Source organism: Ottowia caeni, assembly GCF_050821495.1.
Classification (GTDB): Bacteria; Pseudomonadota; Gammaproteobacteria; order Burkholderiales; family Burkholderiaceae_C; genus Ottowia; species Ottowia caeni.
The window spans coordinates 104,673-131,175 of sequence record NZ_CP151080.1; the positions used below are offsets into that span (position 1 = coordinate 104,673).

A 26,503-nucleotide genomic window follows, 5' to 3' on the forward strand; every position below is an offset into this window, starting at 1 on the left:
CCTACGGCCACGCGGAATCAGGGTTTCGCGTGAAAATGACGACTGTTCTGCCCCCTATTCATCGCTGAACGCCCGACCCTACAACATGACTTTGCGCATCGGCATCTCCGCCCGCCTCCTGCATAGCCCGCCGCCCGGATTGGGGCTGCCTCTAAAACCCCTCCAGTTTCTGGAAAGCAACATGGCGCAGTGGATCATGTCTCACGGCGTCGCGGCACTGATGATCCCATTCCTCGACCAACGCGTGCCCCGCAGGCGCCGCTATGCGCCTCTGCGCAGCCTGGTAGAAAACCTCGACGGGCTGGTTTTACAAGGCGGGATCGACATTTGCGCTGAAACCTATGGCGCCAAACCCTGGAAAGAAGACACCGACAGCGACCCGATACGCGACGAGTACGAACTGGATCTGCTGCGTGGTTTTATTGAGGCAGGCAAGCCGGTTCTGGGAATTTGCCGGGGTGCGCAACTGCTGAACGTCTACTTCGGCGGCACCCTGATCCAGGACATTCCCACGCAATGGCCAGGGGCAACCCGTCATGCGGATGACCGCGACTACGACCGCCTGACCCATGAAGTGCATTTTCTGCCCGGGTCGCGCTTGTCGGACATCTACGGCTATGAGCCCCGGCGGGTCACCAGCATCCATCACCAATGTGTCGATCGCCTCGGCAAGGGTCTGGTTCTTGAGGCACGCAGCCCCATCGACCTGGTACCCGAAGCCATTCGGCACGCCGACTCGCCCTTTGTGATGGGCGTGCAATGGCACCCTGAGTTTCATCTGGGCAACGCGGACGAGGAGCCCGGGGTTCTGGACAGCGGCCCCTTGATGATGGCCTTCCTGAAGGCGGCCGCACGGCGGGCGGGCCGCATGCGCCTTCTGACGGATGGCGTGGTGCGTGTGCGGGAGAAGATCAAGCGATGAGCGCCACCTCAGGACCCAGCTTGCGTGCGTGGCCCGTGGAGCACAGCCATGGGCGAGTTTGAACTGATCGAACGCTTCTTCAAGGTACCCGCCCAGTCTCATGCGCACTCGGGTGCCGTTGAACTGGGTATCGGTGACGATTGCGCCTTGCTGAAGCCTGCGCCCGGCATGCAACTTGCGGTCAGCACGGACATGCTGGTCGAAGGCAGGCATTTTCTGCCCGACGTCGACCCGACGGCGCTGGGCCACAAGGCGCTGGCCGTCAACCTGAGCGATCTCGCGGCCATGGGGGCCGAGCCCATGGGTTTCACCCTTGCCTTGGCACTTCCGGCCGAACGCGCCAACGATGCCAACTGGCTGCAAGCCTTCTCAGGCGGTCTGTTTTCTTTGGCCGATGCATTTAGCTGTCCGCTGATAGGCGGTGACACGACGGGCGGCCCGCTCAATATCTGCATTACCGTATTCGGCCAATTGCCAGCTGGCCAGGCGCTGCGGCGCGACGGCGCGCGTGTCGGCGACGATATTTGGGTCAGTGGCGAGTTGGGTAGTGCACGCCTGGGGCTGGGTACACTTCGCGGCGAGTGGACTTTGCCGCCCGCCATCCAGGCGGCGGCACGCCTGCGGCTTGAACGCCCTACTCCCCGCCTGGCTCTGGGCAAAGCTCTTCGGGGCCTGGCCAGCGCCTGCGCGGATGTGAGCGACGGCTTGGCCGGAGACCTGGGGCACATTCTCCGAGCCAGCGGCGCGGGAGCCTGCCTTGATGCAGAGAGCATCTTGAATACGATCCCCCTTCGCGCCCTCATGGCAAAGACCAGTGAACCTTTCGACACCGAGAAATGGCTGGGCATAGCCCTCACTGGCGGCGATGACTACGAGCTTGTCTTCACAGCTCCGCCTGCCAGTCGCGCCGCCGTGCAAACCGCTGCCGAATTGACGTTGACAACGGTCGCTCGCGTTGGCCGGATCGAGTCCGAATCCGGTCTGCGGCTGACAGGTGGCAACGGCCAGCCGCACAGCTTCGCGGCACGCGCCTTCGACCACTTCGCCACTGCGGCAGACTCACCGACCGGTAAATCATGAGCTTTTCAGACGCTTCAAACGAAGACATCACCGACGTACAGGCGCGACCGGTCAAACGCGCCCAAGGTGACGCGCCCTCTTCCGTCACCGAGCCGGCACAGCTGGAGCCGCTCTCACATTCCGCTGGGCCGCCTGCAGTTGGAGCCGTTCGCCCCAACGCCCGATTCATGCGCATGCACCCAGCACACTGGATCGCATTCGGCTTCGGCTCCGGGCTTTCTCCGGTCGCGCCGGGCACCGCTGGCACGCTGTGGGCGTGGCTGGCCTGGATAGTCATGTCTCTATGGTGGACGACACCCATGGAGCAAGGCTTGCTGATCGCCATTTCTCTACCTGTGGCGTGGTGGGCCAGCGCAGTCACCGCCCGAAATCTGCGCATTGCTGATCCAAGCGCCATTGTGGTCGACGAGATCGTCGCGTTCTGGATCGTTCTGTGGCTGGTATTGCCGGCCGGCTTCTGGGGACAACTGGCTGCATTCCTGCTGTTTCGTATCTTTGATGCCGTCAAGCGCGGTCCGGTGGGTTGGGCCGATCGACTGATGCACGGCGCTACGGGCTGGCGTGGCGGCTTCGGGATCGTGTTCGATGATCTGGTGGCGGCTTTTTGCACGCTCCTGGTGATCGCAATGTGGCGCGCCTGGTGAGGAAAAAGTATGAACGAAACCGTTCAGAATCTGGCCAACACCCTGCGCCAACTCGGCTGGCAGCTGTGTACCGCCGAAAGCTGCACTGGAGGCCTGATCGCGGGCGCTTGCACTGATCTGGCAGGCTCCTCCGACTGGTTCGACCGGGGTTTCGTCACTTACAGCAATGCCGCCAAGGTTGAGATGTTGAGTGTCCCCTTGCATTTGATTGATCAACATGGCGCCGTGAGCGAGCCGGTGGCCCGCGCCATGGCGGAAGGCGCGCTGGCTCATTCGAAGGCACAAGTCAGCGTGGCAGTCACTGGCGTGGCAGGACCCAGCGGCGGGAGTGCAGACAAACCCGTGGGTACTGTGTGGTTCGCCTGGTGTTTGAACGGAAAAACCAGCAGCGAACGCCAGCATTTTGATGGCGACCGGGCCGCCGTGCGTGGTGCGACGGTGTCGCACGCGCTCAGCGGACTGATGGCGAGACTTATCAAGTCTTGAGTCGCGCCTTGAGGCAAGGGAGAACCCTCTCCGGTACAAACCCCAATCGGCACAAAGGCGGGCCGCACCCATAATTTGCTGAACCAGTTCGCCAACAGTGAGCTTCACCATTGGGTCGCATGAGTTCAGACATCATTTTGGAAACCCGGGGACTCATTAAAGAGTTCAAAGGCTTTGTTGCCGTCAACGACGTCAACCTTAAAGTGCGTCGAGGCAGCATTCATGCCTTGATAGGCCCCAATGGTGCCGGCAAGACGACCTGCTTCAATCTGCTCACCAAATTCCTGGAGCCAACGCACGGCCAGATCGTGTTCGATGGCACCGACATCACGCGAGAAAAGCCTGCGCAGATCGCACGGCGGGGCGTGGTCAGATCATTCCAGATCTCTTCCACCTTTCCGCACATGAGCGTTCTGGAAAACGTGCGCGTGGCGCTTCAGCAGACGCTGAAGACGGAATTCCACTTCTGGCGATCGGCCCGTAGCCTCAGCCAACTGGACAGCCGGTGCATGGAGTTGCTGGGTTTCGTAGGCCTTGCCGATTTCGCCCATCTGCAAGCCACCGAACTGCCGTACGGACGCAAGCGTGCCCTGGAGATTGCCACCACGCTGGCCATGGACCCCAAGCTGATGTTGCTGGACGAACCCACGCAGGGCATGGGTCTGGAAGATGTGGAAATGGTCACGCAACTGATTAAGAAGGTGGCGGCCAACCGCACGGTCCTGATGGTGGAGCACAACATGAGTGTGGTCGGTAGCATCGCCGACATGATCACCGTGCTGCAGTTTGGCCAGGTAATCGCGGAGGGCCCTTACGACGAGGTGTCGCGCAATCCGCAGGTACTGGAGGCCTACATGGGCAGCGCCGAGGAGACGCTATGAATACACGCCCGGAGTCTCTGACGCGCACTACGGAGAGCCATTGACATGAGCAATGCACCCGCCATCCTGCTCAAAGACGTGCACGCCTGGTATGGCGAGTCTCACATATTGCACGGGGTCAACATCGAAGTGATGCCGGGCGAAGTGGTTTCGCTGCTGGGGCGCAACGGCGCTGGCCGGACCACCACGTTGCGCGCCATCATGGGTCTGGTAGGCAAGCGCACAGGCACTATTGCGCTCAATGGCAACGAGACCGTACGCATGGCACCGCACCATATCGCACGTCTGGGCCTGGGGTATTGCCCGGAAGAGCGAGCGATCATGACCTCTCTCACGTGCCAGGAGAACCTCATGCTGCCGCCCAAGGTCGCCGAGGGGGGCATGAGCGTCGATGAAATTTACGCCATGTTTCCCAACCTGGAGACGCGGCGCACAAGCCCTGGCGGACGCCTGTCGGGGGGTGAGCAGCAGATGCTCGCGGTGGCGCGCATATTGCGCACCGGTGCCAAGACACTCTTGCTGGACGAGATCTCCGAGGGTCTCGCACCCGTCATTGTTCAGGCGTTGGCCCGCATGATCCGCGAACTACGCACGCGTGGTTTCACGGTGCTCATGGTGGAGCAGAACTTTCGCTTCGCCGCACCGCTGGCCGACCGTTTCTACATCATGGAGCGCGGACTGATCGTTCGCGAGTTTTCCGCTCAAGAACTGCACGCCAACATGGCGATGCTGCACGAATACCTGGGTGTTTGATTTTCCCGTGGCTGCAAACTTATTTTGAAGGAGATGTCGCAATGAAACGCAATTTGATCGCTGGGTTGGTCGCTGGGCTGGGCCTGTGTGCCGGAGGTGTGGCTCAAGCCCAGATCTCAGGAAACGTCGTGAAGATTGGCGTCATGAACGATATGTCCGGCGTGTACGCCGACATTGGCGGTCCCGGCTCCGTGCTGGCTGCCCGCATGGCGGTGGAAGACTACCTGAAGAGCAGCAAATCGACACTGAAGGTCGAGATCGTCTCCGCCGACCACCAGAATAAGCCCGATGTGGGTTCCAGCGTCGCGCGCAAGTGGTATGACTCTGACGGCGTGGACATGATCATCGACGTGCCCACCTCTTCTGTCGGCCTTGCGATCAACGAGGTCACCAAGGAAAAAGGCAAGGTGCACATCAACACCGGTTCTGCCACGTCAGACCTGACGGGCAAGGCCTGCTCACCCAACACCGTGCACTGGCTCTACGATACCTGGATGCTGGCGCACGGCACCGGCAGCGCGGTGGTAAAGAGCGGCGGAGACTCCTGGTTCTTCCTGACCGCCGACTACGCCTTCGGCCACGCGCTGGAACGCGACACTTCCGACGTGGTGAAGGCGTCCGGAGGCAAGATACTGGGCGGCGTGAAGGTACCGCTTGCGACGCAAGATTTCTCGTCCTTCCTGCTGCAGGCGCAGTCGTCGAAGGCCAAGATTATCGGCCTGGCCAATGCGGGCGGCGACACAATCAACTCGATCAAGCAGGCGGCGGAGTTTGGCATTGTCAAAGGCGGCCAGAAGCTGGCCGGACTGCTGGTGTTCCTGCCAGACGTTCACGGCCTCGGACTGAATGTGGCGCAAGGCCTGAACGTGACAGAAGCCTGGTACTGGGACCTGAACGATTCCAGCCGGGCCTGGACCAAGCGCTTCACCGCAGCCAACAAGGGCAAGTTCCCATCTTCTGATCATGCGGGCGTGTACTCCGGCGTGCTGCATTATCTGAAGGCAATTGATGCCGCCAAGACCGACGACGGCAGCAAGGTAGTGGCCAAGATGAAAGAGATGCCGACGGACGATCCGTTGTTCGGCAAGGGCAGCATCCGCGCTGACGGCCGCAAGATCCACCCTGTGTATCTGTTCGAGGTGAAGGCCCCCAGCGAGTCCAAGGGACCTTACGACTACTACAAGCTGAAGCAGACCATTCCGGCCGATCAGGCCTTCCGTCCGATCGCCGAGGGTAACTGCCCGCTGGTGGCCAAGAAGTAACCAAGTCTCCTAGACCGCGAACGTCAGGGAAATGGCCTCGCGAGAGTGCCATTTCCCTGAGCGATAGCTCGTGGGTTCCAAGCGCGTACAAAGAAAAGAACGAGATCACACATGGAAGTTTTCGGGATTCCGATACAGGCCATGATGGGGCAGCTGCTCATCGGCCTCATCAATGGCTCGTTCTATGCCTTGCTTTCGCTCGGCCTGGCCGTCATTTTCGGGCTGCTCAACATCATCAACTTCACGCATGGTGCGCAGTACATGCTGGGCGCCTTTGGCGCCTACCTGTTGCTGAACCATCTGGGCATCAGCTATTGGTGGTCGTTGCTCCTGGTACCCATCTTGATAGGCGCCCTTGGTGTGGTCATAGAGCGCACCATGCTGGCCAAACTCTATAAGCTCGATCATCTGTACGGCCTGCTACTGACCTTTGGCATGGCGCTCATGATTCAGGGCTTTTTCCGGCACCAGTATGGTTCCACAGGCCTGCCTTACGCCATTCCAGAGCAGTTGATGGGCGGCATCAACCTGGGCTTCATGTTCCTGCCCAAGTACCGGGGCTGGGTCATTGTGGCCTCACTCATTATCTGCCTCATCACCTGGTTCGTCATTGAGCGCACCAAACTGGGTGGTTATCTGCGTGCCGCCACAGAGAACCCGCAGATGGTGCAGGCATTTGGCATTAACGTGCCGCGCATGATCACCCTCACTTATGGCTTTGGTGTAGGGCTGGCAGCACTGGCCGGAGTGATGGCCGCGCCCATTTACCAAGTCAGTCCGCAGATGGGGGCTGACCTCATCATCGTGGTCTTCGCGGTGGTGGTGATCGGGGGCATGGGATCCATCATGGGCGCCATTGTCACGGGCTTTGGCCTGGGGCTGATCGAGGGGCTCACCAAGGTGTTTTATCCGGAGGCCTCGAGCACCGTCATTTTCATCATCATGACCATCGTGCTGCTGACCCGGCCGGCAGGTCTGTTCGGCACACAGAAGTAAGCCATGACTGCCTCCATATCTCCTGCCGCATCGACTCCTCTGCCCGGCAAGCCTGCGTCGGCAAAGAACACTCACCGCAACGTGATGATCGCCATGGCGATTGCGTTCGCCGTGGCGCCCCTGGTAGGCATCTATCCGGCGTTCATGATGAAAGTCATGTGCTTCGCGCTGTTTGCCTGCGCCTTCAACCTGTTGCTCGGCTTTGGCGGACTGCTTTCGTTCGGGCATGCCATGTTTCTGGGCGGCGCCGGCTACGCAGCGGCACATGCGGCCAAAGTGTGGGGTTTCACGCCTGAGCTGGCGATCTTGTTCGCCACGCTCTGCGCAACGGCTCTGGGATGGATCGCCGGGCTCCTGGCCATTCGCCGTCAGGGCATTTATTTCGCCATGATTACGCTGGCACTGGCCCAGATGGTGTTTTTCTTCAGTCTGCAAGCACCCTTCACGGGCGGCGAAGACGGCATTCAGGCTGTGCCGCGCGGCAGGCTTTTCGGGCTGATAGACCTCTCACAGCCGCTGGCCATGTATGCACTGGTGTTTTGCATTTTCATGGGTGGCTTCTTGATGATCTACCGCATCGTGCACTCACCCTTCGGGCAAGTGCTCCAGGCGATTCGTGAAAACGAGCCCCGTGCCATCTCTCTCGGCTACGACGCCGAAAAATTCAAGCACCGTGCTTTTGTGCTGTCTGCGGCGCTCTCAGGAATGGCCGGCGCCACCAAGTCACTGGTGTTTCAGCTGGCATCGTTGACCGATGTTCATTGGAGCATGTCCGGCGAAGTCATTCTGATGACCCTGCTGGGCGGCATGGGCACAATTTTTGGCCCCGTGGTGGGTGCAGCGGTGATTGTCACGATGCAGAACTACCTTGCCGAGCTGGGCTCCTGGGTTCCGGTGATCCAGGGCGCCATTTTTGTCGTATGCGTACTGCTCTTCAGGCGGGGTATTGTGGGTGAAATCGGAGCCTGGCTGAAGAAATCGCTTTAGCCAGGCCACGCGGACAACACGCGCACGCCGAGCCCTTGAAGTGGCCGTCGTAGGGCAAGAACCGCAGCATCCTTGCTTAGCAACAGTGCACCGTGCTGAACCGCCAGATCGATGAAGAGTTGATCATCCGGGTCCGAGCAACGGCAGGGCGCTCTCGGGGCGTGCTCAACCTGATCGACTAATCGATCAAATTCTTCCAATACCGCCATTGCATTCAGGCCCGCCCCCACCAGACGGGGCGCTACCCGAGGGTAGCCGAGCACTCGCGTCAGTTCGACCCGCATTCCAGAACTGGCCAGCCAAGTGACCTGCCGGTTCCGCAGGGCTGCCTGCAAAGGCTGTGCCGCCGGATCCGCGAACACGAGCAGATCCAGAACGACATTGGTATCAATAACAAGCTTGGTTGTCATTCGACCTGCAAGAACCATGAAACGCCAAGTGCATTCCTACCGACTGCTCGGCTGTGGCTGTGGCTGTGACCGCGCCGTCAGATCAAAGCGGAACAGCCTGCACTCGATCGGGCCGTTCCACATAGGCACCCGGCGCGACTCTTTCAAACGCAGGCGGCCAGGAAGCTTGAGATCAGGCGTCAGGAGCCATGCCGTCCAGCCAGCGTAGTGGGATTTCCAGTGGGCACTGAGTTGGCGAAAGAAATCGTCTCCGGCGTCAATGTCTGCACCCGCCTGAGTTCCGTCTTCGCCGGCGCGCGCACGCGCCAGAGTTCCGCTTTGGAACGCCTCCCGCCCTTGACCTGCAACGCCCGCGGCTGCTATTCGCTCGCCATAGGGCGGGTTCATCAAGATGATGCCCGGCTGAGCACTGGGCGGCATGCGTTGCAGCGCGTCGCCACCACGCAATTGCACCGCATGGGCCACACCGGCACGCTCGGCATTGCGTTGGGCAAAATCGACCATGCGGTGGGCCACGTCGCTGCCGAATACGTCGATGCTCTGTACGCCACCTTCGCCTTGGGCTTGCGGGCGAGCCTCTTCGGCTTTCATGGCATTCCAGGTGGTTCGATCAAATGGTCGCAAATTCTCGAAGCCAAAACGACGCTGCCCGCCAGCTAGTAGCCCGAGCTTTATCTGAGCCGCCTCAATCACGATGGTGCCGCTGCCGCAGCAGGGGTCATACAAGGGCACATCCTGCACCGTACGCGTCGCTGGCTGCCACCATCCGCTGGCGGCCAGCATGGCGGCGGCCAGGGTTTCCTTCAAGGGGGCATCGCCCTTGTCCTGGCGCCAACCGCGCTTGAACAGCGGCTCGCCCGAAGTGTCGATGTAGAGAGTGGCCGTGTCAGGCGTCAGGTGCGCGTGCAACCGCACGTCGGGCGCATGCGTGTCGATGCTGGGACGCACCCCACTGCCCTGGCGAAAACGGTCGGCCACGCCATCCTTGATGCGCAGGGTGGCGAAATTCAGACTCTTGAGTGGGCTGTGCTGCGCTGTGAGTTCAATTCGAAAGCTTTGCCGAGGCGTGAACCACTCTTCCCATGCCACGCTTGAGGCCAAGGCATAAAGATCGGACTCATCCCGATAGGGTCCATGCGCCAACTCAATCAGCACACGCTGGGCAAGGCGGCTGTGCAGGTTGAGGCGAAGCGCGCCCGCCCAGTCGGTGTGGACGCGAACTCCGGCTCGTACCGTGAGCAGATCGTCGCCGGCCAAACCGGTGAGGCCATGCACTTCGTCAGCCAGAAAACCCTCGACGCCAGCGGCGCAAGGCAGGAATAGGGTGAGGTTGTTCATTTACTTGTCCGTCAAGACTGCACTGCCTTGCGCAAGCTCGCCACCGGAATGCGTAGGCCTTCACGATATTTGGCGACCGTGCGGCGCGCGCAGTCAATGCCTTGCTCCTTGAGCATTTCGGCGATCTGATTGTCTGAGAGTGGCTTTTTGAGATCTTCGGAGGCTATAAACTGCTTGATGAGTGCGCGCACCGCCGTGCTGGAAGCGTTGCCACCAGCTTCCGTGCCCAGTGCGGAACCAAAGAAGTGTTTCAGCTCGAAGGTGCCCCGCGGCGTGGCCATGTACTTCGCGGTGGTCACGCGGCTGATGGTGGATTCGTGAACACCCAGTTCATCGGCAAGCTCGCGCTGCACCATGGGGCGCATGGCAAGCTCGCCATGAACGAAGAAGTTCTTCTGCCGCTCAACAATCGCCTGCGAAACACGCAGGATCGTATCAAAACGCTGCTGGATGTTCCGAATGAACCAGCGCGCCTCCTGCAGCCGTTGCGTAAGAGCCTGGTGGGTGTCGCTACCGCGACCGCCGCGCAGCGCGTTGGCATAGATGTCATGCACACGCAGGCGCGGCATGACGTCGGGGTTAAGTTGCACGCGAAAACGCTGCTGTGCACCCTGACCAATGGAAGTGACAATGACATCCGGCAAGATCGCGTTGCGGGTGACATCCGCAAACCGCCGGCCCGGCTTGGGTTCCAGCCGCACAATGCACGCCATGGCAGAGCGCACCATATCTTCACCCTCGCCCGTGAGCTGAGCCAAACGCCGGGCATCGCGCTTGGCCAGCAACTCCATGGCGCCGTGCTGCGCGCAGATTTTCAGGGCCACTGCAAGGCGTGATTGTTCCTCGGGTTCTACCCCGCGTTCAGCTTGGCGGCTCTTGAGCTGGAGCGTCAGGCATTCAGTCAGATTTCGCGCGCCCACACCGGCCGGCTCCAGCGATTGCACCAGTTTCAGCGCCAAGGTCAGGCGATGCACCAGCTCTTCCATCTGGTCCTGATCGTCGTGCTCATCGATGAGCGTGGCGGCAAGCTCGGCCAGCGATTCTTCCAGATAACCGTCGTCGTTAAGCGACTCGATCATGAAACGTACGGCAGCCGCATCTTCCGGATTGACACGCAAGGACAGCGCCTGGCGATGCAGATGCGCGGTGAGGGATTCCTGGGGAGCGCCGCGCTCGCCGGCGTCGAGCTCGTCGTCGCCTTCGAGATTGTTGCGACGCGCCGGCGCGTCGCCGCCCCACTCGGCATCATCGGGCACGGCTTCCACGCTGCCGTCTCCCTCCCAGCTTTCAGCAACCAGAGACTGCGCGTCTCCCATCTCGACAGGATCACCGGAGTCACTCGAGTCGCTCGCTGCGCTGTCGAAACTTTGCTCGCTTGCGCGATCGCCGTCACTGACGCGTGAATCGGCATGCGCAAGGCCGAACTCCTCGCGCACGGCATCCTCCTCGGTCCGTTCGAGGAAGGGGTTGTCGTCGAGCATCTGCTCAACCTCACTGGCCAGCTCCAGCGTGGACAGCTGTAGAAGCCGGATGGACTGTTGCAACTGCGGTGTAAGCGCAAGGTGTTGCGATACGCGAAGGGAAAGTCCGGGTCTCATGCCTGTATGTGCCCGGCTGACGAATACAGCGCTTTACGTGACAAGCCAGAATCCTCTGCTTAAAGTCGGAAATGCTCGCCCAGGTACACGCGCCTGACCTCCGGATCATCCACGATCTCCGCTGGCGTGCCGGCGGCCAGCACGCGACCTTCGCTGATGATCACCGCGTGATCGCAGATGCCCAGCGTCTCGCGCACGTTGTGATCAGTGATGAGCACACCGATGCCCCGGCGCTTAAGGAACTCGATGATCCGCTGGATTTCGATCACGGCAATCGGGTCAATCCCGGCGAAGGGTTCGTCCAGCAATATGAAACGTGGCTGCGTGGCCAACGCACGGGCAATTTCCACGCGGCGACGCTCACCGCCCGAGAGAGCTGGTGCTGGAGAGTCGCGCAGATCATGAACGTGCAGTTGCTCCAGCAACTCCGTCAGGCGGCGCTCCACCTCTGCCTTGGACAGCGGGTGGCCTTGTTCGTCTACCTGCAATTCAAGCACCGCACGCACGTTCTCGGCCACCGTGAGCTTGCGAAAAATCGACGCTTCCTGGGGCAGATATGAAAGCCCCAGCCGTGAGCGCCGGTGGATGGGCATGTGCTCGATCTGCTGGCCGTCGATACTGATCTGCCCGCCATCTGCCCGCACCAGTCCGACGATCATGTAGAACGAAGTGGTCTTGCCTGCCCCGTTCGGCCCCAGCAAACCGACCACCTCGCCGTTGTTCACCGTAAGCGACACGTCGTGCACCACACGCCTGGCGCCGTAATTCTTACGTAGTCCGCGCACTTCGAGGCGACTGGAGCCGGGCGCTGCTGCTTCCGCAGCGGGAGCCACAAAGGCAACGTCCGTCTGGCCTGTCACTTTGGCTGCCCCATGGATGGCCGCAGGGTCACACCAGGCTCCGCGGGAGCTGGCGTCGGTGCGCCGCGCGGCGCCAATGTGGCTCGTACGCGCCCGCCGACCTGGCCTGACCCTCCTGCGCGCGGGGCACTGTCAACGGTATAAACCTCGGTGGTGTTGTTGTAGACAATGACCGCACCCGTGACTTGGTCCTGCACCGTGGCACCTGTCAGACGCCGCATCTCGGCGCGCCGCAGAAAACGCACGATATCGGTCTTGCTGTCGTACTCGATGGTTTCGCCTTCGCCTTCGACGTATTCGTCCAGGCCTTCGCGCTTCTGGCGGAAGAAAGCACGCTTGCCAGGCTCCGCATGCATCACGCCAAATTGGTTGCCTGCCGCGTCTTGCCGCACTTCCAGGCGCGCGCCGCGCATCACAATGGTGCCCTTGGTGGCTACCACCCGACCCGTGAATGTACTGAGTTGCTGCTGGTCTTCATACCGCAGTGCATCGGATTCGATGTTCATGGGCTTCTCGCGATCCGCCTGCTCAGCCCGGACTGACCCCGCGAAAACGCTCAGCAACAGTAGCAGCACGGATAAGCTAGCCCACAATCTGGACGGCAACGGAAAAGCTTGAGATTTCATTGCAATAGGTTTAAGGCACGGTTTTTGCTTGGACTGCAAGGCTCATTGTAAGCCTCGACGGGATTGCCAAGTTTGCGCCAACAGGCGTCGACCTCAAAAAAAGCCCGCATGCTCAGCGGGCTGATGTGCGAGGGCCAATGCCGGCCCTCTCGGAGAACTCCGATCAAGTGGATTGTTTGACCAGTTGATTGGTAACTTGCAGCATGCGCTCAAAGCCGCCTGCCAATGAGCCGTCGGTGTAGTAACGACCGGCAATGCCCAAGGCCGGAGTACCCTCGACCTTGTAAGCTTCCTGCAGTTGCACTGCGCGCCGAACCTTGCTGGCCACACCGAAGGACTTATAGGCTTGCTCGAACTTGGCGCGGTCCACGCCCTGTTCTGCGATCCAGGGGAACAGCACATCGGGACGATCGACGCGCTTGCGCTCTTTCTGCAGCGCTGCGAAGACTTTGGCGTGCACCTTGTCGACCTCGCCCAGCGCGTCCAATGCGTAATAAATGCGCTGCAGCGGTTCAAAACTGCTTTGGAAACCGACATGCTCGCGACGAACCGCAACGTTCTTCGGTGCACTCTTCTTCCAGGCGCTGAAGATGGGCTCAAAGTTCATGCAGTGAACGCAGCCGTAGGAGAAGAACTCGATGACTTCGACCTGTCCTTCAGGTGCATCGATCGGCGCCCGCTGGCTGAGTTCCACGTAGCCTTTTGAGTTCTGGGCATGTGCCGGCAGAGCAAGCAGTCCTGGCAATCCCGCCACAGCGGCACCAAAGGTAAATTCACGACGATTCATAAGGAACAAGCCTCCAATTTCAACAGGCTATAAGAGCCGGCGAGCGAGCTGCGAGTTCCGCAACCGGCGAATGCCAAGGTGATTCAGGGTAGATTATTAAGTAATTGGGAAAATCTCGTGGCTGACGCAACGCCATAAAGGCCAACCCATTGATCGTGACTTAGCGCTGCACTCGCACCAGGGCAGCATCAAAACCGTTACCACTCAGGCGATCCTTGACACGATCGGCGGCATCCTTGTTCTGGAATGGGCCCACGCGCACGCGATAAACGGTGCGTCCGGCCTGTTCGCGCTCGGTGACGCGGGCTTCGACACCCATCAGCGAAAGACGCGCCCGCTGCGCTTCTGCGTCGTCAGAGTTACGGAAGGCGCCAGCTTGCACAAAGTAGGAGAAAGGATCCACCGCAGTGGCTGCTGGTGGCGTGCCGCCGGCACGCGCGGCCGCCAGATCGCCGAGCGGGTCGGCAGATGGCTGTCGCGCAGCCGATGCAGCAGGGGGGCGTGAGACAGGCGCCGACGCGGTACTGGAAGGACGCTCGGTGCGGGGTTTTACCTCGGCGGGCGGTGGCACGGCAGCTGGGGCCGCCTCGGCGGGTACGGGAATCAGCTGTGGCGGGGGTTCTGGAGCCACGGTGCCGCTGACGGCTGGCGAAGACGGCGGTGCACTGCTACGACTGCGAAGTGCGCCGTTGGGATCCCAGTTCTTGTTTTTCTCAGCTTCGGCAGCGTCTTGGCCGCTTGAGCGCGGGGAGTTCTTGTTGACGAAAGGCACGGGCACCTTCGCCACGTAAATGGCAACGCCCAGCGCAGCGGCCAAACCCACCATGACGCCAAGGATCACGCCCAGGAATGTTCCGCCCGCCTGTCTCTTGAAACCGAGGGTCCGCGAACTCAGCTCAAACTGCCTTGGCTGCGGCCCATTTTCGCCTTCGGCGCTCCAGGCCCGAAAGGCTCCTAGGTTCTCTGATTTCATGTCGCTGATAACGGTTACATCTTGTTAGGGGCGGAAACACCCAGCACCGACAGGCCATTGTGCAACACCTGAGCCGTAGCGGCGACAAGCGCCAGGCGCGCTTTCTTCACCGCCTCGTCGTCTACCAGGATACGCTCTGCATCATAGTAGCTGTGGTAGCTGGCAGCCAGATCACGCAGGTAAAAGGTGATGTCGTGCGGTGCGAAGTCCTGGGCAGCAGTAGCCAGTACGTCGGGGTAACGGGCCAGTTGGAGCATCAGGGCCTGCGCGGCGGGGGTGTCGAGCGGCGAAAGGTTGGCCGCCAGCAGGGTGCTGGTGTCCCCTCCCCAGGCTTCGAGCACCGAGCAAATACGAGCGTGCGCGTACTGCACGTAGTACACCGGGTTGTCATTGTTCTTGGCTACCGCCAGATCGACGTCGAAGGTGTACTCGGTGTCAGGCTTGCGAGAGAGCAGGAAGAAACGAACGGCATCGGCGCTGGTCCATTCGATCAGGTCGCGCAGGGTCACGTAGCTGCCGGCGCGCTTGCTGATTTTGACTTCCTGGCCGCCTTTGACCACACGCACCATGGTGTGCAGCACATAATCGGGGTAGCCCGCCGGGATGCCCACCCCGGCAGCTTGAAGGCCCGCACGCACTCGCGCAATGGTGCCGTGGTGGTCAGTGCCCTGAATATTGACAACCTTATGGAAGCCGCGCTCCCATTTGGTGATGTGATAGGCGACATCGGGCACGAAGTAGGTGTAGCCGCCATCGGTCTTGCGCATGACGCGGTCTTTGTCGTCACCATAGTCGGTGGTCTTGAGCCAAAGGGCACCGTCTTGCTCGTAGGTCTTGCCCGCGTCGATCAGGCGCTTGACGGTGGCCTCGACTCTGCCGCTGGTGTAGAGGCTTGATTCCAGGTAGTACTCGTCGAACTTCAGGCAGAACGCCTGCAGGTCTTTGTCCTGCTCATGGCGCAGGTAAGCAACGGCGAACTGACGGATACCGTCCAGATCATCGACGTTACCGCTGCCGGTGAAACTGCGGTCGTCCGCCTGCACGGTTTTACCTGCCAGGAAATCGGCGGCGATGTCAGCAATGTAGTCGCCGTTGTAGGCGGCCTCAGGCCACTGGGCATCACCCGGCTTGAAACCGCGCGCGCGCAACTGAACCGAATTGGCCAGGGTTTCAATCTGGACGCCGGCGTCGTTGTAGTAGAACTCGCGGTGCACGCGCTGCCCCTGCGTTTGAAGCAAGTTGCAGATCGCATCGCCGAGCGCCGCCTGGCGACCGTGGCCCACGTGGAGCGGCCCTGTGGGGTTGGCCGAAACGAATTCGACCAACACGCGCTCTTCGCCTTCCGGTACGCTGCCGAATTGGGCTTTCTGTTGCAGCACTTCGCGTACAACCTGCTGCTTGGCGGCGGGCGTGAGGCGCAGGTTGAGAAAACCTGGCCCGGCAATCTCAATGGCCCCTACCCAGCGTGTGAACGCCGAGGTGGCCTCCAGCGCCGCCTTGAGCTGTTCGCCCAGCGCGCGCGGATTCATTTTCAGCGGCTTGGCCAGCTGCATGGCAGCGTTGCAGGCCAAATCGCCATGCGCGGCCTGCTTGGGTGATTCGAATGAAGCCTGCGCACCGGTGCCGGGCGCAAGCTTCTCCAGCTCGCCCGCGAGCGCGGCGAGCAATTCCTTCTTGACAGATGACATCTGCGGATTTTACCGGTGGCTGGAGGCGCAGAGCGTGTTCAAAGTCTCTGCGCGAGGGCTGTTGTGTTCGAAAAGCTGTGGCTGCAAGGCGAAAAACGCAGGGATACCTCGTGGTATCACGAGGATTTTCAACGCCGCAGACGCGGTTTTTCGGGCGCAACGGACCCGCGAGGAGACTTTGAACACGCTCTTAGCTTTTTGGCATGATCCTGCCTATGTCAAATAGAACTCAAAGAACGCCCAGCATTTCCTGTGTCATGCCCGCCTACAACGAATCCGGCGGCCTGGCAGTGGTGGTGACGCGGGTGCTGGAGTGGCTGACGGCCTTGTCGCCACAGGTGGAGATCATCATCGTCAACGACGGCAGCCGGGACGCCACCGGTGCCGTTGCGCGCTCGCTGTGCGAGGCTCACCCGCAGGTGCGCCTTCTCGATCTGTCACGTAATTTTGGCAAGGAGGCCGCATTGACGGCGGGGCTTGAGGCCACGCGTGGCGACGTGGTCGTGATGATGGATGCCGACGGACAACACCCCGTTTCGCTGCTACCCGACATGCTTGAAAAATGGAGGCAGGGGAGCGACGTGGTCTACGCCGTGCGGCGATCGCGCCAGGACCAATCCGGCCTGCATAAGCGATTGGTGGGCTTGTTCTATCAACTGGTCAACTTCGGCAACCGCGTGAAGATCCCTGCAGGCGCGGGCGACTTCCGGCTGATGGATCGGCAAGTGGTGCAGGCAATCAACGCCCTGCCTGAACGCCACCGCTTCATGAAAGGCTTGTATGCCTGGGTGGGTTTTCCTTCCACGGCCATCGACTACGAACCTCTCGAGCGCGAAGAAGGAGAGAGTAACTTCGGCCTGCGCGGTGCCTTTCGCCTGGGCGTCACAGGACTGCTGGCGTTTTCATCGGCGCCGCTACGCGTAGTGGGGCTGCTGGGTTTGCTGCTGTCCGTGCTGGCACTGAGTTACGGCGGCTGGGTGGTGATCGAGTATTTCTGGCTGGGCATCGATGTTCCGGGCTATGCCACCCTGGTGGTCGGCTTGATGCTGCTGAGCGGGGTACAACTGATCTCCATCGGGCTGCTGGCCGAATACGTGGCGCGCATCTATGACGAGGTCAAGCAGCGCCCCAACTACCTTGTGGCCTCGCGTGTCGGGGAAGGCCTGGACGATGGCCAAACCACATCTCACTCCTGATTTGATCCTCCTTAACTGATGTCTTCCATCCCCTGGTTTCTCGTGGTGGGTGTGACCGCCGCCCTTACCCATGCACTTGTGTTCGGGCTGGCGCAGCCGTATATGTGGCCGGAGGCCGCCAACGCCCTGGGTTTCGTTGTAGCCTTTTTCGTGAGCTTCGCGGGCCATCGACTGCTAAGCTTTCAGGACGCAGGCACCTCACTGATTCAAAGCCTAATGCGCTTTGGCGTGACGGCTTTGGGAGGGTTTACCACCAACGAAGTCGTGTTCACACTGCTGCTGCGCGGCTTGGGCTGGTCAGCCTGGCTGGCGCTGTTCACTGCAATGCTACTGGCGGCCGGACAGACTTTCGTGCTGAGCCGCTGGTGGGCCTTCAAGCGCCAGGCCTGACCCCATAAAGCCCTGAACCACGCACCAGCCGCACGCCCGACGCCTGGAGCTGTTCGGCAAAAGCCGGGCCAGCCAGAAACTCAAACTCGCGCACACGCGCCGGGCCGATCTCATCGCCGGCTTCGGCTTTGGTGGCGGGGTGACACATCAGCAAGGCGCCGTCAGGCGCTTGCGCCAGCCACTGCGCCATATGGCGGGCGTACGCACCGGGCTGTGACTCAAAGCCGTAGATGCCGCTCAGCGTGTGGCTAACGGGCAGGCCGGCTCGCGCGGCAGCGGATGTCAGCGCGTTTGCACCTAATGCGGCGATGACCTGACCTTTGACATCTAGCCGGGCCTGCGGGCGTGACACGCGCACCCAGGGCGCCCGGGCGCCATAGCGCCGAGCCACCACCTCCACCAGAGCCTGGCGTATGCCGGCAAACTGCTGCACATGCTGATGGCCGTCAATATGGTCGGGCGGTGCGGCCCAGGCAGCTTCGAAGGCATCGAGTTGTCGCTCTATGACGATGCGCGCAGCCGCCTGATCAAAACCGCTGAACAATGCACGTCGCATGGCCGCGCCCAAGCCCAGGCCATGGCCCGCCGCCAAAGCGAATTCGCTGGTCCAGTCAAGGTGCAGACCCACATCCAGCATGCCACGCAGCTCTGACAGCGGGCGCGCATCTTCGTGCCACCGCGGTGAAAGCACCATGACGCTGGTGGCACCCAAGCCCCGCGCTTCGGTGTGGTCGGGATGATTGCGCTCACGAACCAGCCGCAATACTGCCTCAGAAACCGCCGCACTCATGCCATAGTCATCGGCGCAAAGCACCAAGCGCCTTTCGGGCTTAGGGATTGCCACGGGAGGGCTTGATTTAGTTGCCATTGCGCGCGGGTTCAGGCTCTGTGGGACGCAGATCCTTGGCTTGTAGCCGAGACAACGGAGATAGGCCCACACGCCAGGCGAAGCCGCGTCCTAGCCAATGCGCACCCGGTGGCAACTCCAGCGCCGGAAAAACTTCAATCACGCGGGCGTTTTTCAGTTCTTCGGCAGAAATCCAGGGGCTGGTCTGCAAATCGCCGTTGATCAAAACCTTGGGCCATTCCGGCAGGCGCAGGGCAATGGCGCCCGCTATGGCGGATCGGCCCGCAATGATGTCTATGGGGCCGCCCAATTCTGCGCGCGCTATCGGGCCCAGTTTGTCTGCAATTTCCTGCGACGGAAAATGCGGCCAGTGCCCTGTCTTGTACGCGGGCAAACCACGCGGAGAGCTCACCCAGAACTGCAGCACGATTAGCGTCTGAATCACCGCAAAAGCCACCCAGACCGCCCGCATGGCTGCAGGCGTGCGCAAGAGCACCAGCGTTTTTGGCGCCAGTGCGAGGAGCACCGTCAGTGTCCACATGGCGAACGCGGTACCCCAATGCATTTGCAGATCAGCCCCGAAGCCTAGACCGAGCGCCGCCATTGACAGCAGGGGGAAAAGCCCGAAAAGCAGCCAGAATTGCCGCCACACGGGTGGCGGCGCGGCGTCCGGAGAGTCCGTCGGTGCACGCTGCGCCTCCGCGGCGCCGGCGCGATTCTTGGATGATCTACGGGCAGCCCAGCCTACGGTCGCACCCAGCACCAGCCAGGCGGGCATCGAACGGTTCAACAGCCAGTCTGCCACCCACGTGAGTGAACTGGTCAGCCGCTTGAGGGGCGACAGCGCGACGCCAAGCGAGCTTTTCTCGGCGTAGCGCAATGGCAGCCAGTCGTGATGAATCAGCCAAAGCAGGTGCGGCAGGAAAATGGCGCTGGTGATCACGCTCGCCAGCAGCAGACCCCAGCGGTGCCCAGGCTCGCGCCACCAGCGCATGCGCAGCCACCACAAGCCGATGCAGATGCCCACCAGCGCCATCTGGTATTTGACGAGCATGCCGAGTCCCATGGCAACGCCAATGACGGCCCAAGCCCACCACACACCACTCCCGCCAGGTGGCGTATGGTGCAATCCGGCCTGCGCATGCGTTCCGGGAGGCAAGGCAGCCCGCGCAAAATGGCTGGAACGCCGCGTGAGTTGCCACATCATGGCCACGCATACGGCGATCGCCGGCATCATCACCACGTTGTGGTTGTAAAAGTGAATCCGCTGGTTGTAGAACGTGATGCACAGGGAAGCCAGCAGCATGGCTGTAGCCACGCGAGGGCCGTGCGCGTCTCTAAGTACATGCCAGAAGACCGCGTGCGCTCCCAGAATGCAGCAGGCACCGAGGAAATAGGTCAAGGGCGGGCCGGCTGGCACAACCCAAGATGCGGCTGCCAGTATCCAAGTGGGTAGCGGAGGGTGCTTGAAGTAGCCCCACTCCAGCGAACGCATCCAGATCAGTTGCTCGATATTGTCGAACGGCGGCGTGAGGGCGCACCAGGCCAGAAAGAACAACCAACCCGCGCCAAAAATGCCGAGCAGCCACGGCAGGCGCGATTCATTGAGAACCAACGGTCCTTCGCCAGCAGAATAAGGGTGCGAGTTAGGGTGCGAGTTGGCACCTGCAGCGAACATTTTCTTGTACCTTTGATTTTCGATGGGCGCCTTCAAGAGCCAAACCCGCGCGCCATGAACACGCCGGCCAAGGGCAGTAGCGCCACCAGATGCGTTTCAATCATCACGAGCCGCCGCACACCACGCACTTCTGCGTCAGGTGGCAGCTTGCCGCCGGCGCCGAGCGCCTGTTGCCAGCGCGCGATTCGGCGTGTGGCACCGATCATCATCAGCGCCACCACCACGAAGAGCGTCAGCTTCAAGTGCAAGAGTGGGTTGCTCCAGTACCAGGTGGCCCCTTTCGCACCCCAGTACACCCGCGCCAGGCCTGAGAGAAGCACTGCAACCGTGGCGATCCAGAGAATCCGGTCCAGCCGCGCGAGACGACGCACCACCGCCTCGTTCAGCCACTCCACGCGGCACAGCGCGGCCTGGCTGGAGGCGAAAACAACCCAGGCCAGAAAGGCGCTGATGTGAAAAAAGGCGAGCCACGCTTCGGTCATGTGAGCTTTTGTATGTGATTCTTGGAGGTGTGAATGCTAAACGCAGGACTCCAAACTTTTTACAGCGACGCGGGCAGCATCTGATGAGGCCATCGAATTGGAGTTCGAAAGCCGCGCACTCGGCAGACTCCGCGGCTGCCGGGCTGGAGCTCGGCGATGCCAGGAAGATGACCATTGTTAGCCATGCCAGAAGGCAGGGTCACCGTAGCGGGCCTTCAGAAACTCCACCCACAAGCGCACCCGCAGCGGCAAGTGTCTGGTGGGGTGTGGCAAGATGGCATGGATGCCGTTGGGCGGGGCGGCAAAATCTTGCAGGATGGGCACCAGCAAACCGGCGGTTATTTCATGCTCCACCTCCCAGGTACTGCGCCAGGCGATGCCATGCCCCGCCAGACACCAATCGTGCAACACCTGGCCGTCGGAGCAGTCCAGAGAACCATCGGGGCGCAGGTAGCTCACTTCGCCTCCCTCGCTAAAGGCCCACCCCCGGGTTTGCGAGGCGTCGCTTGAGAGCACCAGGCAATTGTGCTGCGCGAGGTCACGCGGATGCTGGGGCGTGCCGCGGCGCATGAGGTATTGAGGCGCAGCGACGCACAAGCGCTGGTTGTCAGCCAGACGCACACTGATGAGTGACGAATCAGGCAAATCCCCTACCCGCACGGCGCAGTCGTAGCCTTCACCGGCCAGATCGACCACACGGTCTGAAAGATTCAAGGAAATGCGCAAACGCGGGTGCTCCGCGTGAAAGCTCGGCAACAGCGGAGCCACGTGGCGGCGCCCGAAACCGGCCGGCGCGGTAATACGTAAATGCCCGCTGGCATGCACACCGCCCGCGGACACACTGGCTTCGGCGCCAGCCACCTCCGCAAGAATGCGCTGGCAGTCGTCCAGGAATGCAGCACCCTCATGCGTGAGTGCGATACGGCGGGTGGTTCGCACGAGCAACTTCACCCCCAGGTGTTCCTCCAGCGCATCGAGCCGGCGGCTGACCACCGCAGGCGCCACGCCTTCGGCACGAGCGGCCGCGCTGAGGCTGCCCCGCGTGGCCACGGAAGTGAATGTCTCGAACGCCTTGAGCTTATCCATGCGCGAATTATCGGCATTGGCGCGAGGCGAACTTTCTATTTTTGCGTTTTAGTCAAATGTTTTTAGATTTATTCGTATCTTTTATGCTCAAAACAAATCGAATACAGTCACTATCAGGAAATGCCATCGCATCCGATTTTTCAAGAGCATCACATGACCGCACGCACCCACATTCACGATCTGCAAGTCGCCACCGAACTTTACGATTTTGTCAATCAGGAAGTCCTGCCTGAGGTGGGTGTTTCATCCGCCGATTACTGGAAGGGCTTGTCGGACCTCGTGACGGAACTGGCGCCCAAGAACGTGGCGTTGCTGGCCGAACGCGATCGCCTGCAGAAGGAGCTGGACACCTGGCACAGCGCCAACCCCGGCCCCATCACGGACATGCGCGCCTATCGTGCCTTCCTTGAAGGCATTGGTTACCTGGTACCCAACACCGCCAAAGTGCAGATCACGACCACCAACGTCGACAAAGAGTTGGCTGTGCAAGCTGGCCCGCAACTGGTGGTGCCCATTCTGAACGCGCGCTACGCCCTCAACGCCGCCAATGCGCGCTGGGGCAGCCTGTACGACGCGCTTTACGGCACCGATGTCATCCCCGAAACCAAGGGGCTTGAAAAAGGCGTGAAATACAACGCCAAACGTGGCGCCAAGGTGATCGAGTGGGCGCGCCACGTGCTGGACCGCACCGCGCCCTTGAAAAAGGGCTCGCATGTCGACTCAGCCGGCTATGTCGTGAAAGACGGCGAACTGGTGGTCAAGCTCAAAGGCGGCAAGAGCAGCAAGCTCGTCGACAACACCCAGTTTGTTGGCTACCAGGGTGAAGCCAAAGCGCCGTCTTCCATCCTGCTGGTGCACAACGGACTGCATCTGGACATCCGCATCGACCCAAAATCGGCCATTGGCAAGAACGACCCCGCCGGCGTGAGTGATCTGGTGGTGGAAGCTGCTGTCTCCACGATCCTTGACCTTGAAGACTCGGTCGCTGCTGTTGACGCCGAAGACAAGGTGCTGGGCTATCGTAACTGGCTGGGCATCTTGCGCGGCACGCTGACCGAAGCGTTCGACAAAGGTGGCAAGACCATGACGCGCGGCTTGAACCCCGACCGTGTCTACACCGCACCCGGTGGCAAAGGCAGCGTCAGCTTGCACGGGCGTTCGCTCATGTTCGTGCGCAATGTGGGCCACCTGATGACCAACCCCGCCATTCTCTGGAAAAACTGCGAAGGCGAGTGGAAGGAAATACCAGAAGGCATCATGGACGCCGCCGTCACCACCGCCATTGCCATGCATGACCTGCAAGGCAAAGGCGTCAATGGCATCCGCAACTCTCGAACGGGTAGCGTCTACATCGTCAAGCCCAAAATGCATGGCCCGGCAGAAGTCGGCTTCGCCAGTGAGCTGTTCGGACGTGTGGAGAAAGTGTTGGGCCTGCCCGAGAACACGGTCAAGCTCGGCATCATGGACGAAGAACGCCGCACTAGCGTCAACCTCAAGGCCTGCATTGAGGCGGCCAAGGCCCGGGTGGCCTTCATCAACACAGGCTTCCTGGACCGCACGGGCGACGAGATGCATAGCTGCATGCAGGCAGGGCCCGTCTACCGCAAAGGCGACATGAAGACCAGCGCCTGGATCCAGGCCTATGAACGCAACAACGTGCTGGTGGGCTTGGCATGCGGCTTGTCGGGCAAGGCGCAAATCGGCAAGGGCATGTGGGCCGCGCCCGACCTGATGGCCGAGATGATGAAGCAGAAGATCGGCCATCCAAAAGCCGGTGCCAACACCGCCTGGGTACCCAACCCTACCGGCGCAGTGCTGCACGCCATGCATTACCACCAGGTGCTGGTGAGCGATGTGCAGAAGCAACTTCTCGAAGAACTTGAGCAGGCCGATATCAACGCCCTGCGTGATGAGTTGCTGACTGGCTTGCTGAGCATTCCTGTGGTTACCGAAGCCAAATGGACCGAGGCCGAGCGTCAACAAGAGCTCGACAACAACGCCCAGGGCATTCTGGGCTACGTGGTGCGCTGGGTAGATCAAGGCGTGGGCTGCTCCAAAGTGCCCGACATTCACCACATTGGCCTCATGGAAGACCGCGCCACGCTGCGCATTTCCAGCCAGCACATGGCCAACTGGCTGCTGCATGGGGTGGTGAAAAAGGGTCAGGTGAAAGCCACTATGGAACGCATGGCCGCCTTGGTGGACCAGCAGAATGCGGGCGACCCCAACTACCGCCCGATGCACGGAAACTTCAAGAAGTCTGCAGCCTACAAGGCCGCGTGCGATCTGGTGTTCAAGGGCGTAGAGCAGCCCAGCGGCTACACAGAACCGTTGTTGCATGCTTGGCGCCAAAAGGTAAAAGCCAAGGCTTGAGCCCAGTCAGCAGGGGCGAACATCGCCCGCCTCCGCTGGATTGCGGTTGCCACTACACTACGGGTTAACCCTAATCTTAAACCCCTTGCGTTTGCGGTCAAGCTGATTTCCTCACGGGGCGGCGTGGCCGAGGGGTGCAACCAAAGATAAGTACACCCATGAACACACGTTCCCCAAAACTCGGCACGGCTGACCGCATCCAGCACGCGGGCCTGCGCGCCAAGCTCATGTCGGCCGAACAGGCTGCGGCCCTGATCCAGCCCGGCTGGAACGTCGGCATGAGCGGTTTTACCGGCGCCGGCTACCCAAAGGCAGTACCCCTAGCGCTAGCCCGGCACATTGAGGCCGCGCAAGCAGCAGGGCAGCCCTTTCGTATCGGCCTCTGGACGGGTGCTTCCACCGCACCCGAACTGGACGGCGCGCTGGCGAAGGTCAATGGCATCGACATGCGCCTACCCTACCAGAGCGACCCCACGGTGCGCTCGCAGATCAACAGCGGCCATATGCAGTATGTCGACATACACCTGTCGCACGTGGCCCAGTTTGTGTGGTTCGGATTCCTGGGCCACTTGAACGTGGCGGTGATCGAAGTGGCCGCGATTCTGCCCGACGGCCGCCTGGTGCCCAGCACCTCAGTGGGCAACAACAAGACCTGGATCGACCAGGCAGACTACGTGATCCTGGAGGTCAACCGTCGTCAGCCTGCCGCACTGGAGGGCATGCACGACATCTATTACGGCACCGCCGTGCCCCCGCACCGCCAACCGATCCTGATGACCGAGCCCGGCCAGCGTATCGGCGAGCCCTATCTGCGCTGCGACCCAGCCAAAGTGATTGCGGTGGTGGAAACAGACGCCCCCGACCGCAACAGCAAGTTTGCGGAGCCTGACGCGAACTCCAACGCCATCGCCTCGCACATCATCGAGTTCCTGCAGCATGAGGTGAAGAAAGGCCGCCTGCCAAAAGACCTTCTACCCATACAGTCGGGCGTGGGCAACATAGCCAACGCTGTGCTGGCCGGCTTGAACAATGGCCCTTTTGAGCACCTGAATGCCTATACCGAGGTGCTGCAAGACGGCATGCTTGACATGCTGAAAAGCGGCAAGCTGGACACCGCCTCATGCACGGCGCTGTCGCTCAGCCCCGACGCAGCGGCTTATTTCAACGAGCATGTCGCAGAATTCAAAGACCGCATCGTCATCCGGCCGCAGGAAATTAGCAACCACCCCGAACTGATCCGCCGCATGGGCCTGATCGCGATGAATGCGATGATCGAGGCCGACATCTACGGGAACGTGGACAGTACGCACCTGATGGGCAGCGCCATCATGAACGGCATTGGCGGGTCCGGCGATTTTGCGCGCAATGCCTATCTGTCGATTTTCATGTCGCCCTCAGTCGCCAAGGACGGCGCCATCAGCTGTATCGTTCCCATGGCTTCCCACGTGGACCACACGGAACACGATGTGCAGGTCATTGTGACCGAGCGCGGTCTGGCCGACTTGCGTGGCCTGGCGCCGCAGCAGCGCGCGCGCGCCATCATCAAAGCCTGCGCCCACCCGGACTACCATGACGCCCTCACCGACTACATGGAGCGCGCCCGCGCCGGCGCCAATGGTCAGCATACGCCGCACCTTCTCACCGAGGCGCTAAGCTGGCACCAGCGGTACCTCGAAAAAGGCAGCATGCGCTCCTGAGAGCAAACAAAAAAGGCGGGAGCAGCGCGCGGCTCCTGCGCTGACTCGTCGCCCCGGCAGCAGGCGGTGATGGTTCAGACCTTGGCCTGCTTCTGCTCCCAGCTGGATTTGCAGGCTACGCAGTGCTGCGTCATGGGCTCGATCTTCAGGCGCTCGAAGGGAATGTGACAGCCGCATGCATCGCACAGGCCATAGGTACCCTCATCCATGGCCTCCAGTGCGCGGTCGATGCGGTCCAGGTCCTGAGCGTCGAGCGACGTGAGTGCAGAGTCTACCTCGCGCGTCTGATTGGCGAGTCGGGCACTTTCATCTTGCGAAACACTACCCGCTGTATTCACAGCGGGCGCGAGATTGGCGCGATTTTGCTCCATTTGCTTGTGAAGATCCTGCCGGCGAGCCTGCAGCAATTCTTTCAGCTCCGCCAATTGGGAAGCCGTCAAGGACTGGTCCTGGGTCATGTTGT

26 protein-coding genes are annotated in these 26,503 nt (G+C 61.1%); 13 read left to right on the forward strand and 13 right to left on the reverse strand.

The genetic code is table 11. The features are described 5' to 3' along the window. Positions 1-85 precede the first annotated feature (85 nt). The 9 genes from AAAK34_RS00550 (at position 86) to AAAK34_RS00590 (ending at position 8,011) form a co-directional block, all read left to right on the forward strand. A complete protein-coding gene (locus AAAK34_RS00550; protein ID WP_231697682.1) occupies positions 86-922 on the forward strand; it encodes a gamma-glutamyl-gamma-aminobutyrate hydrolase family protein in 837 nt (278 codons plus the stop codon). A gap of 48 nt (positions 923-970) precedes the next feature. Then, complete coding sequence (gene thiL / locus AAAK34_RS00555) at positions 971-2,002, forward strand: thiamine-phosphate kinase (protein ID WP_231697683.1); 1,032 nt, start codon at positions 971-973, stop codon at positions 2,000-2,002. A 167-nt stretch (positions 2,003-2,169) separates the two neighbouring features. After that, complete coding sequence (locus tag AAAK34_RS00560; protein WP_231697736.1) at positions 2,170-2,646, forward strand: phosphatidylglycerophosphatase A family protein; 477 nt, start codon at positions 2,170-2,172, stop codon at positions 2,644-2,646. 9 nt (positions 2,647-2,655) lie between these two features. Then, entirely contained in the window at positions 2,656-3,132 is a 477-nt protein-coding gene (locus tag AAAK34_RS00565) for a CinA family protein (protein WP_231697684.1), read from the forward strand. 119 nt (positions 3,133-3,251) lie between these two features. After that, on the forward strand, positions 3,252-4,013 hold the full coding sequence (locus tag AAAK34_RS00570; RefSeq protein ID WP_231697685.1) for an ABC transporter ATP-binding protein: 762 nt from the start codon (positions 3,252-3,254) through the stop codon (positions 4,011-4,013). A 45-nt stretch (positions 4,014-4,058) separates the two neighbouring features. After that, the gene (locus AAAK34_RS00575) at positions 4,059-4,766 is read left to right on the forward strand and encodes an ABC transporter ATP-binding protein (RefSeq protein WP_231697686.1); all 708 of its coding nucleotides are present in this window, start codon (positions 4,059-4,061) and stop codon (positions 4,764-4,766) included. A gap of 41 nt (positions 4,767-4,807) precedes the next feature. Continuing rightward, entirely contained in the window at positions 4,808-6,028 is a 1,221-nt protein-coding gene (locus AAAK34_RS00580; protein ID WP_231697687.1) for an ABC transporter substrate-binding protein, read from the forward strand. A gap of 111 nt (positions 6,029-6,139) precedes the next feature. After that, the gene (locus tag AAAK34_RS00585) at positions 6,140-7,024 is read left to right on the forward strand and encodes a branched-chain amino acid ABC transporter permease (RefSeq protein ID WP_231697688.1); all 885 of its coding nucleotides are present in this window, start codon (positions 6,140-6,142) and stop codon (positions 7,022-7,024) included. A gap of 84 nt (positions 7,025-7,108) precedes the next feature. Beyond that, the gene (locus AAAK34_RS00590; protein ID WP_231697737.1) at positions 7,109-8,011 is read left to right on the forward strand and encodes a branched-chain amino acid ABC transporter permease; all 903 of its coding nucleotides are present in this window, start codon (positions 7,109-7,111) and stop codon (positions 8,009-8,011) included. Here the strand turns inward: AAAK34_RS00590 and AAAK34_RS00595 are convergent. The 8 genes from AAAK34_RS00595 to argS form a co-directional block, all read right to left on the reverse strand. Then, the gene (locus AAAK34_RS00595) at positions 8,008-8,421 is read right to left on the reverse strand and encodes a putative toxin-antitoxin system toxin component, PIN family (RefSeq protein WP_231697689.1); all 414 of its coding nucleotides are present in this window, start codon (positions 8,419-8,421) and stop codon (positions 8,008-8,010) included. The genes AAAK34_RS00590 and AAAK34_RS00595 overlap by 4 nt on opposite strands. Positions 8,422-8,457: 36 nt before the next feature. Then, positions 8,458-9,759 (reverse strand): THUMP domain-containing protein, encoded by a 1,302-nt coding sequence (locus AAAK34_RS00600; protein WP_231697690.1) that lies wholly within the window; start codon positions 9,757-9,759, stop codon positions 8,458-8,460. Positions 9,760-9,770: 11 nt separating this feature from the next. Next, positions 9,771-11,357: an RNA polymerase factor sigma-54 gene (gene rpoN, locus AAAK34_RS00605; protein ID WP_231697691.1), complete on the reverse strand. Its 1,587-nt coding sequence runs from the start codon at positions 11,355-11,357 to the stop codon at positions 9,771-9,773. A 59-nt stretch (positions 11,358-11,416) separates the two neighbouring features. Next, positions 11,417-12,190 carry an LPS export ABC transporter ATP-binding protein gene (gene lptB / locus AAAK34_RS00610; protein WP_231697738.1) on the reverse strand — a complete coding sequence of 258 codons (774 nt, stop codon included), beginning with the start codon at positions 12,188-12,190 and terminating at the stop codon, positions 11,417-11,419. A 23-nt stretch (positions 12,191-12,213) separates the two neighbouring features. Then, the gene (lptA, locus tag AAAK34_RS00615) at positions 12,214-12,843 is read right to left on the reverse strand and encodes a lipopolysaccharide transport periplasmic protein LptA (protein ID WP_431777622.1); all 630 of its coding nucleotides are present in this window, start codon (positions 12,841-12,843) and stop codon (positions 12,214-12,216) included. A 163-nt stretch (positions 12,844-13,006) separates the two neighbouring features. Beyond that, the gene (locus tag AAAK34_RS00620; protein ID WP_231697692.1) at positions 13,007-13,630 is read right to left on the reverse strand and encodes a thiol:disulfide interchange protein DsbA/DsbL; all 624 of its coding nucleotides are present in this window, start codon (positions 13,628-13,630) and stop codon (positions 13,007-13,009) included. Positions 13,631-13,790: 160 nt separating this feature from the next. Further along, positions 13,791-14,603 carry an SPOR domain-containing protein gene (locus AAAK34_RS00625; RefSeq protein ID WP_431777623.1) on the reverse strand — a complete coding sequence of 271 codons (813 nt, stop codon included), beginning with the start codon at positions 14,601-14,603 and terminating at the stop codon, positions 13,791-13,793. Between the two features lie 14 nt (positions 14,604-14,617). Next, a complete protein-coding gene (argS, locus tag AAAK34_RS00630; protein WP_231697693.1) occupies positions 14,618-16,291 on the reverse strand; it encodes an arginine--tRNA ligase in 1,674 nt (557 codons plus the stop codon). Between the two features lie 215 nt (positions 16,292-16,506). On the opposite strand from argS, the gene AAAK34_RS00635 reads away from it, so the two are divergent. Together AAAK34_RS00635 and AAAK34_RS00640 are read left to right on the forward strand one after the other, a co-directional pair. Beyond that, positions 16,507-17,487 (forward strand): glycosyltransferase family 2 protein, encoded by a 981-nt coding sequence (locus AAAK34_RS00635; protein ID WP_431777624.1) that lies wholly within the window; start codon positions 16,507-16,509, stop codon positions 17,485-17,487. An 18-nt stretch (positions 17,488-17,505) separates the two neighbouring features. Continuing rightward, the gene (locus tag AAAK34_RS00640; RefSeq protein ID WP_231697695.1) at positions 17,506-17,877 is read left to right on the forward strand and encodes a GtrA family protein; all 372 of its coding nucleotides are present in this window, start codon (positions 17,506-17,508) and stop codon (positions 17,875-17,877) included. Here AAAK34_RS00640 and AAAK34_RS00645 read toward each other — a convergent pair. The 4 genes from AAAK34_RS00645 to AAAK34_RS00660 all read right to left on the reverse strand — a co-directional run bounded on the left by AAAK34_RS00645 (position 17,861) and on the right by AAAK34_RS00660 (position 21,970). Continuing rightward, positions 17,861-18,721, reverse strand: a complete 861-nt coding sequence (locus AAAK34_RS00645; RefSeq protein WP_431777625.1) for a ChbG/HpnK family deacetylase — start codon at positions 18,719-18,721, stop codon at positions 17,861-17,863. The genes AAAK34_RS00640 and AAAK34_RS00645 overlap by 17 nt on opposite strands. A gap of 13 nt (positions 18,722-18,734) precedes the next feature. Further along, complete coding sequence (locus AAAK34_RS00650) at positions 18,735-20,402, reverse strand: glycosyltransferase family 39 protein (RefSeq protein ID WP_231697697.1); 1,668 nt, start codon at positions 20,400-20,402, stop codon at positions 18,735-18,737. A gap of 32 nt (positions 20,403-20,434) precedes the next feature. Then, positions 20,435-20,884, reverse strand: a complete 450-nt coding sequence (locus tag AAAK34_RS00655) for a DUF2214 family protein (protein ID WP_231697698.1) — start codon at positions 20,882-20,884, stop codon at positions 20,435-20,437. A gap of 177 nt (positions 20,885-21,061) precedes the next feature. Then, a complete protein-coding gene (locus tag AAAK34_RS00660) occupies positions 21,062-21,970 on the reverse strand; it encodes a LysR family transcriptional regulator (RefSeq protein WP_231697699.1) in 909 nt (302 codons plus the stop codon). A gap of 153 nt (positions 21,971-22,123) precedes the next feature. Between AAAK34_RS00660 and AAAK34_RS00665 the strand changes: the two genes are divergently transcribed. Then, positions 22,124-24,343, forward strand: a complete 2,220-nt coding sequence (locus AAAK34_RS00665) for a malate synthase G (protein ID WP_231697700.1) — start codon at positions 22,124-22,126, stop codon at positions 24,341-24,343. 158 nt (positions 24,344-24,501) lie between these two features. Further along, the gene (locus tag AAAK34_RS00670) at positions 24,502-26,040 is read left to right on the forward strand and encodes an acetyl-CoA hydrolase/transferase family protein (RefSeq protein WP_231697701.1); all 1,539 of its coding nucleotides are present in this window, start codon (positions 24,502-24,504) and stop codon (positions 26,038-26,040) included. A gap of 74 nt (positions 26,041-26,114) precedes the next feature. On the opposite strand, the gene AAAK34_RS00675 is transcribed toward AAAK34_RS00670, so the two are convergent. Beyond that, positions 26,115-26,498 (reverse strand): TraR/DksA C4-type zinc finger protein, encoded by a 384-nt coding sequence (locus AAAK34_RS00675; protein ID WP_231697702.1) that lies wholly within the window; start codon positions 26,496-26,498, stop codon positions 26,115-26,117. Between the last annotated feature and the right edge of the window lie 5 nt (positions 26,499-26,503).

What these genes read in the sequence shown, in the direction of transcription:
- AAAK34_RS00550 (WP_231697682.1), top strand. Translation starts at nt 86, where the DNA reads ATGACTTTGCGCATCGGCATCTCCGCCCGCCTCCTGCATAGCCCGCCG.
- thiL (WP_231697683.1), top strand. Translation starts at nt 971, where the DNA reads ATGGGCGAGTTTGAACTGATCGAACGCTTCTTCAAGGTACCCGCCCAG.
- AAAK34_RS00560 (WP_231697736.1), top strand. Translation starts at nt 2,170, where the DNA reads ATGCGCATGCACCCAGCACACTGGATCGCATTCGGCTTCGGCTCCGGG.
- AAAK34_RS00565 (WP_231697684.1), top strand. Translation starts at nt 2,656, where the DNA reads ATGAACGAAACCGTTCAGAATCTGGCCAACACCCTGCGCCAACTCGGC.
- AAAK34_RS00570 (WP_231697685.1), top strand. Translation starts at nt 3,252, where the DNA reads ATGAGTTCAGACATCATTTTGGAAACCCGGGGACTCATTAAAGAGTTC.
- AAAK34_RS00575 (WP_231697686.1), top strand. Translation starts at nt 4,059, where the DNA reads ATGAGCAATGCACCCGCCATCCTGCTCAAAGACGTGCACGCCTGGTAT.
- AAAK34_RS00580 (WP_231697687.1), top strand. Translation starts at nt 4,808, where the DNA reads ATGAAACGCAATTTGATCGCTGGGTTGGTCGCTGGGCTGGGCCTGTGT.
- AAAK34_RS00585 (WP_231697688.1), top strand. Translation starts at nt 6,140, where the DNA reads ATGGAAGTTTTCGGGATTCCGATACAGGCCATGATGGGGCAGCTGCTC.
- AAAK34_RS00590 (WP_231697737.1), top strand. Translation starts at nt 7,109, where the DNA reads ATGATCGCCATGGCGATTGCGTTCGCCGTGGCGCCCCTGGTAGGCATC.
- AAAK34_RS00595 (WP_231697689.1), bottom strand. Translation starts at nt 8,421, where the DNA reads ATGACAACCAAGCTTGTTATTGATACCAATGTCGTTCTGGATCTGCTC.
- AAAK34_RS00600 (WP_231697690.1), bottom strand. Translation starts at nt 9,759, where the DNA reads ATGAACAACCTCACCCTATTCCTGCCTTGCGCCGCTGGCGTCGAGGGT.
- rpoN (WP_231697691.1), bottom strand. Translation starts at nt 11,357, where the DNA reads ATGAGACCCGGACTTTCCCTTCGCGTATCGCAACACCTTGCGCTTACA.
- lptA (WP_431777622.1), bottom strand. Translation starts at nt 12,843, where the DNA reads ATGAAATCTCAAGCTTTTCCGTTGCCGTCCAGATTGTGGGCTAGCTTA.
- AAAK34_RS00620 (WP_231697692.1), bottom strand. Translation starts at nt 13,630, where the DNA reads ATGAATCGTCGTGAATTTACCTTTGGTGCCGCTGTGGCGGGATTGCCA.
- AAAK34_RS00625 (WP_431777623.1), bottom strand. Translation starts at nt 14,603, where the DNA reads ATGAAATCAGAGAACCTAGGAGCCTTTCGGGCCTGGAGCGCCGAAGGC.
- argS (WP_231697693.1), bottom strand. Translation starts at nt 16,291, where the DNA reads ATGTCATCTGTCAAGAAGGAATTGCTCGCCGCGCTCGCGGGCGAGCTG.
- AAAK34_RS00635 (WP_431777624.1), top strand. Translation starts at nt 16,507, where the DNA reads ATGTCAAATAGAACTCAAAGAACGCCCAGCATTTCCTGTGTCATGCCC.
- AAAK34_RS00640 (WP_231697695.1), top strand. Translation starts at nt 17,506, where the DNA reads ATGTCTTCCATCCCCTGGTTTCTCGTGGTGGGTGTGACCGCCGCCCTT.
- AAAK34_RS00650 (WP_231697697.1), bottom strand. Translation starts at nt 20,402, where the DNA reads ATGTTCGCTGCAGGTGCCAACTCGCACCCTAACTCGCACCCTTATTCT.
- AAAK34_RS00655 (WP_231697698.1), bottom strand. Translation starts at nt 20,884, where the DNA reads ATGACCGAAGCGTGGCTCGCCTTTTTTCACATCAGCGCCTTTCTGGCC.
- AAAK34_RS00660 (WP_231697699.1), bottom strand. Translation starts at nt 21,970, where the DNA reads ATGGATAAGCTCAAGGCGTTCGAGACATTCACTTCCGTGGCCACGCGG.
- AAAK34_RS00665 (WP_231697700.1), top strand. Translation starts at nt 22,124, where the DNA reads ATGACCGCACGCACCCACATTCACGATCTGCAAGTCGCCACCGAACTT.
- AAAK34_RS00670 (WP_231697701.1), top strand. Translation starts at nt 24,502, where the DNA reads ATGAACACACGTTCCCCAAAACTCGGCACGGCTGACCGCATCCAGCAC.
- AAAK34_RS00675 (WP_231697702.1), bottom strand. Translation starts at nt 26,498, where the DNA reads ATGACCCAGGACCAGTCCTTGACGGCTTCCCAATTGGCGGAGCTGAAA.